This window comes from Microbacterium sp. (assembly GCF_031178525.1).
Classification (GTDB): domain Bacteria; phylum Actinomycetota; class Actinomycetes; order Actinomycetales; family Microbacteriaceae; genus Microbacterium.
Genome location: NZ_JAPSJA010000171.1, coordinates 1 through 5220 on the forward strand (window position 1 = coordinate 1; position 5220 = coordinate 5220).

Here is a 5220-nt window from a genome sequence, read left to right on the forward strand (position 1 = left end):
CGCGACAAGGACAACCCGCCGTCGGTCGCGAAGAACGAGCCGTACAAGACGCACCTCGCTTACGTGAAGGAGCGCCGCACGGACGACGAGGCCGAGGAGCTGCTCGGCGAGGCGCTGCAGAAGCTCCGCGAGAAGCGCGGACAGTAACCGAAGAAAGAACCCCCGCCGAGGCGGGGGTTCTTTTTCTCAGTACTCCGGATCGATCAGGTCCTCGGGCACGTCCGCCGCCGCGGCCTGATCCACGAACACGACGGTGCTCGACGTGCCCTCGGCGCCGGCCGCGGGCACGCTCGCCGGGCCCGCGCCCGCCAGCACCAGTCCCAGCGCGGCCGCCTTGTCGGCCCCCGCCACGACCATCCAGATGTCGGCCGACGCGTTGATCACCGGAAGCGTGAACGTGACGCGCTCGGGCGGTGGCTTCGGCGACTGGCGCACCGGAAGCACGGAGCGGTCCGTCACGAGCACCTCCGCGCGGTCGGGGAACAACGAGGCGATGTGCCCGTCCGGACCCACGCCCAGGAAGCAGATGTCGAACGCCGGCCATGCGCCGCCTTCCGCGGCGTGACGCGCGAGCTCGGCCGCGTACGCGTCGGCGGCCTCCTCGAGGGAGAGACCGTCGTCCGTGGATGCCGGCTCGTGCACGTTGCCGTCGGGCACGCCGACCCGGTCCAGCAGCGCGGCCCGTGCTTGGCCCGCGTTGCGCTGCTCGTCGCCATGGGGCACGAAGCGCTCGTCGCTCCACCAGAAGTGCACGAGCGACCAGTCGATCTGTCTCGCCCAGCCGTGCGCGGCCGCGGCGGCCAGCACCGCGGTGCCCATGCCGCCGCCGGTCAGCGACACGTGCACGTCGCGGCCCTCCTGGGTCAGCTGCGCGAGGCGGCCGACGAAGCGGTTCGCGACGTTCTCCGCGAGCTGCTCCTTGTCGGGCAACACCACCACGCGACGGTCCGTCATGCCGAGCCCCGGGGCTCCGTCAGGCGGCTCCAGCCGTCGCTGATCACGCGGCCGTAGAGCGTGTCGGGGTCGAGCCGGCGCAGCTCCTCCGCGAGGCACTCGCGCAGCGACCGGCGCGGCAGGTGCAGATCGTGGTCGGGCTGACCGGGCTGCGTCAGCAGCGCGAGCGACTCCGTCTGCCGCTCGAGCAGGATGTCGCCGCTCGGGCGCGTGAGGCGCACCGAGTGGATCCCGTGATCCCATGCCGCCGGGTCCTCGTACTGCCAGTCGACCGGCAGGTCGAGGGCGAGCCCGAGCCACGCCGCCAGCAGCGCGGTGGACGGCGACGTCGACGCGCCGCGGACGGCGACGGCCGTGACGGGCTCGTACGGCGGCTGGTCGAGCACGGCCGCGAGCTGCTCGCGCCACCGCGTCAGGCGCGTCCAGGCGAGGTCCGTGTCGCCCGGCATGTACGCGCTCTCGAGCTGCGTGAGCCGGTCGGGGGAGTACGGCGCCGTCGACGCGTCCGTGATGCGGCGCTGTGCGATGCGGCCGAGCGCGGACGCGCCGGGTCGCACGGGCGGCTCATCCGGCCACCAGGCGACGACGGGCGCGTCGGGCAGCAGCAGGCCCGTGAGCAGCGCGGACTCGTTGCTCGCGGCGTCGCCGTAGGCCTGCAGCACGATGACCTCGCTCGCGCCGGCGTCGCTTCCCACGCGGATCTGCGCGTCGAGCCGCGCGGATCCGTCCGTATCGGTGACGAGCACGATCACCCGCATGGGATGCTCGCGCGAGGCGTCGTTCGCTGCCTCGATCGCCTCCTCCTCGAAGCCGCGGTGCGACTTGATGACGAGGGTCAGCACGCGGCCGAGCGCGACCGCGCCGCCCTCCTCGCGCGTGCTGACGAGCTGACGGGCGACCTTGCTGACGGTCGTATCGGGCAGATCGATGATCACGGGCGCCTCCAGACGCGGCCGTCGCGGGCAAGGAGCTCATCGGCGGACGGCGGCCCCCACGACCCGGAGTCGTACTGCTCGAGCGGTCCCTCGAGCGAGGCCCAGTACTCCTCGACAGGGTCGAGGATCTTCCAGGACAGCTCGACCTCCTCGTGCCGCGGGAACAGCGGCGGGTCGCCCAGCAGGACGTCCAGGATCAGGCGCTCGTAAGCCTCGGGGCTCGCCTCGGTGAACGCGTGACCGTATCCGAAGTCCATCGTCACGTCGCGCACCTGCGTGCCGTAGCCGGGCACCTTCGAGCCGAACCGGATCGTGACGCCCTCGTCCGGCTGGACGCGGATCACGAGCGCGTTCTGTCCGAGCTCGGCGGTCTGGCCGCGCGTGAACAGATGCTCGGGCGCGCGTTTGAACACGACCGCGATCTCGGTCACGCGGCGGCCCAGGCGCTTGCCGGAGCGCACGTAGAACGGCACGCCCGCCCAGCGGCGCGTGTTGATCTCCAGCTTGATCGCGGCGTACGTCTCCGTCGTGGACTGAGGGTTCATGCCCTCCTCCTCGAGGAAGCCGCACACCCGCTCGCCGCCCTGCCATCCGCCCGCGTACTGGCCGCGCGCCGTCGCCGTCGAGAGGTCCTCCGGCAGGCGCACGGCCGCCAGCACCTTCTCCTTCTCGGCGCGCAGGTGCTCGGCCGAGAGGCTGATCGGCTCCTCCATGGCGGTGAGCGCGAGCAGCTGAAGCAGGTGGTTCTGGATCACGTCCCGCGCCGCCCCGACGCCGTCGTAGTAGCCCGCGCGTCCGCCGACGCCGATGTCCTCGGCCATCGTGATCTGCACGTGGTCGACGTAGTTGCGGTTCCAGATCGGCTCGTAGAGCTCGTTCGCGAACCGCAGCGCGAGGATGTTCTGGACGGTCTCCTTGCCGAGGTAGTGATCGATCCGGAAGATCGAATCGGCCGGGAACGCCGCCTCGAGCGAGTCGTTCAGCATCCGCGCCGACGCGAGGTCATGACCGAACGGCTTCTCGATCACGACGCGACGCCAGCGGTCGTCGTCCGGCTCGTCCTCGACGAGCCCGGAGTCCAGCAGCTGCTGCGCGACGACGGGGAACGACTTCGGCGGGATCGACAGGTAGAACGCGTGGTTGCCCATCGTGCCCCGCTCGACGTCCAGGCGGTCGACGGTCTCGCGCAGACGACCGAACGCCTCGGCGTCGTCGAACTCGCCCTGCACGAAGCGGATGCCCTGCTGCAGCTGCTGCCACGTCTCCTCGCGGAACTCGGTGCGCGCGTACTGCTTGACGGCGTCGTGCACGACCTTCGCGAAGTCCTGGTCCTCCCAGTCGCGGCGCGCGAAGCCGACGAGCGCGAAGCCCGGCGGCAGCAGCCCGCGGTTGGCGAGGTCGTAGACCGCCGGCATGAGCTTCTTGCGCGAGAGGTCGCCCGTCACGCCGAAGATCACGAGCGCGCTCGGGCCGGCGATCCGGTTCAGGCGCCGGTCGGACGGGTCGCGCAGCGGATTCGCGCCGCGCGCGATCTCCACCGCCCCGGTGCCTGCCGTCATTGTGCGGCCTCGAACAGCGCGAGCACCTCGGTCTGGGGGTCCGTGAGCGTGAGCGTCACGACGGGACGGCCGTGGTCCGCGAGCACCGCGGCGTCGCCCGCCGCCTGGGCCTCGATCAGCTGGCCGAACGTGAACGGCCGCTCGGGGATCTCGACGTCGAGCTCGGTGCGCTCGGTGATCTGCAGGAACACGCCCTGCGCCGGCCCGCCCTTGTGGTACTGGCCGGTGGAGTGCAGGAACCGCGGGCCCCACCCGAAGGTGGTCGGACGGCCGGAGTCGGCCGCGACCATCTCGCGCAGACCCTGCAGCTGCGGGATCTCGAGGCGGTTCACGTACGCCTGGATCGAGACGTACCCGTCCGCGGGCAGCGCGGCCCACAGCGCATCGAGCACGCCCTGCACCGTGCCGCTGGCGGCGAGGGCGGGATCGCTCACCCGCACCTCGACTCCCGCCTCGACGAACGCCGGGGCCGTGGGCGCGGGGCGGGCGTCCAGCAGGCCGCGAGCCGCGACCTTCGCCGACTCGACGTCGGGCTGGTCGAACGGGTTGATGCCGAGCAGGCGGCCGGCGATCGCGGTCGCGTACTCCCACACGACGAACTGCGCGCCGAGCGATCCGCTCACGAGGATCTCGCCGTGATGGCGGCGCTCCACCTCCTCGGCGTCGTCCACCAGGCGCACGATCTGCAGATCGGCGGGCTTGGTGTCGAGCTCGGGCGAGACGGGAAGCAGCACGACGGGCAGGATGCCCGTGCCCTGCTTGCCCGTCGACTCCGCGATGAGCTGCTCGATCCAGTCGGGAAGGCCCACGATGTGCGTGCCGTCGGTGATCAGACCCAGCTTGTCGCGCCGCGCCGAGCCGTCGGGCGTCTGCGTGCCCGCAATCGCGGCGGCCAGTGCCAGCGCCGGGTTCTCGGGCGCGTCGATCGCGACCTCGAGCAGTGAGGCCTCGGCCTCGTCGAGCAGCTCGGCGATGTCGGCGCCGGCGAGGCCGGAGGGGACGAGGCCGAAGGCGGTGAGCGCCGAGTAGCGGCCGCCCACCGTCGGGTCCGCGTTGAACACGCGGTAGCCCGCGGCGCGCGCCGACTCGTCGAGCGGCGAACCGGGATCCGTCACCACGATGATCCGCTCGGCCGGGTCGATGCCCACGTCGCGGAAGGCGGCCTCGAACGCGCGGCGCTGGGAGTCGGTCTCGACCGTCGAGCCGGACTTCGACGACACGATGAGCGCGGTGCGCTCGAGCCCGCCGTCGAGGGCTGCCAGCACCTGGCCGGGGGAGGTCGAGTCGAGGATCGTCAGCTCGACGCCCGCCGTCTGCGTGATGACCTCGGGTGCGAGCGAGGAGCCGCCCATGCCGCCCAGCACGAAGCGATCGACGCCCTTGGCGCCGAGCTCGGCGCGCAGCGCGACGATCTCGGCCACGAGCGGACGCGAGACCGACACGGCCTGCACCCAGCCGAGGCGCTTGGACGCCTCCTCCTCCGCCTCGGGGCCCCACAGCGTCGGGTCGAGGTTGGTGATGCTCGACGCGACGTACTCCTGGATGAGCGCCGGCAGATGGGTCGCGACCGCCTTCTCCGCGTCGCCCGAGACGCGGATCGAGAACGTCACGCGTCCGTTCCCTTCGTCGCGCCCTCCAGAGCGCTCTTCACGGTGGCCTGGAGCTCGTGCCAGGAGGCGATGAACTTCTCGACGCCCTCCTCCTCGAGCACCTCGGTCACGTCGGCGAAGTCGACGCCGACAGCGGCGAGCTTGTCGAACAGCTCGTGCGAT

The 5220-nt window shown here is 71.9% G+C and carries 5 protein-coding genes; 1 reads left to right on the forward strand and 4 read right to left on the reverse strand.

Annotated features, from left to right (window positions below; translation table 11 throughout):
* Positions 1 to 147, forward strand: a 147-nt coding sequence (locus RIF89_RS10655; protein WP_309069092.1) for an RNA polymerase-binding protein RbpA, incomplete at its 5' end; no start/stop codon positions are given.
* Between the two features lie 39 nt (positions 148 to 186).
* On the opposite strand, the gene pgl is transcribed toward RIF89_RS10655, so the two are convergent.
* From pgl to RIF89_RS10675, 4 genes are read right to left on the reverse strand one after another with little or no spacing between them, the layout of a single operon-like run.
* Positions 187 to 954 (reverse strand): 6-phosphogluconolactonase, encoded by a 768-nt coding sequence (gene pgl, locus RIF89_RS10660; RefSeq protein WP_309069088.1) that lies wholly within the window; start codon positions 952 to 954, stop codon positions 187 to 189.
* Entirely contained in the window at positions 951 to 1889 is a 939-nt protein-coding gene (locus tag RIF89_RS10665) for a glucose-6-phosphate dehydrogenase assembly protein OpcA (protein ID WP_309069089.1), read from the reverse strand. Before RIF89_RS10665 ends, pgl begins: the two co-directional genes overlap by 4 nt.
* Positions 1886 to 3448, reverse strand: coding sequence for a glucose-6-phosphate dehydrogenase (gene zwf, locus RIF89_RS10670; RefSeq protein WP_309069090.1), 1563 nt, complete (start codon positions 3446 to 3448; stop codon positions 1886 to 1888). Before zwf ends, RIF89_RS10665 begins: the two co-directional genes overlap by 4 nt.
* On the reverse strand, positions 3445 to 5058 hold the full coding sequence (locus RIF89_RS10675; RefSeq protein WP_309069091.1) for a glucose-6-phosphate isomerase: 1614 nt from the start codon (positions 5056 to 5058) through the stop codon (positions 3445 to 3447). Before RIF89_RS10675 ends, zwf begins: the two co-directional genes overlap by 4 nt.
* Positions 5059 to 5220 lie beyond the last annotated feature (162 nt).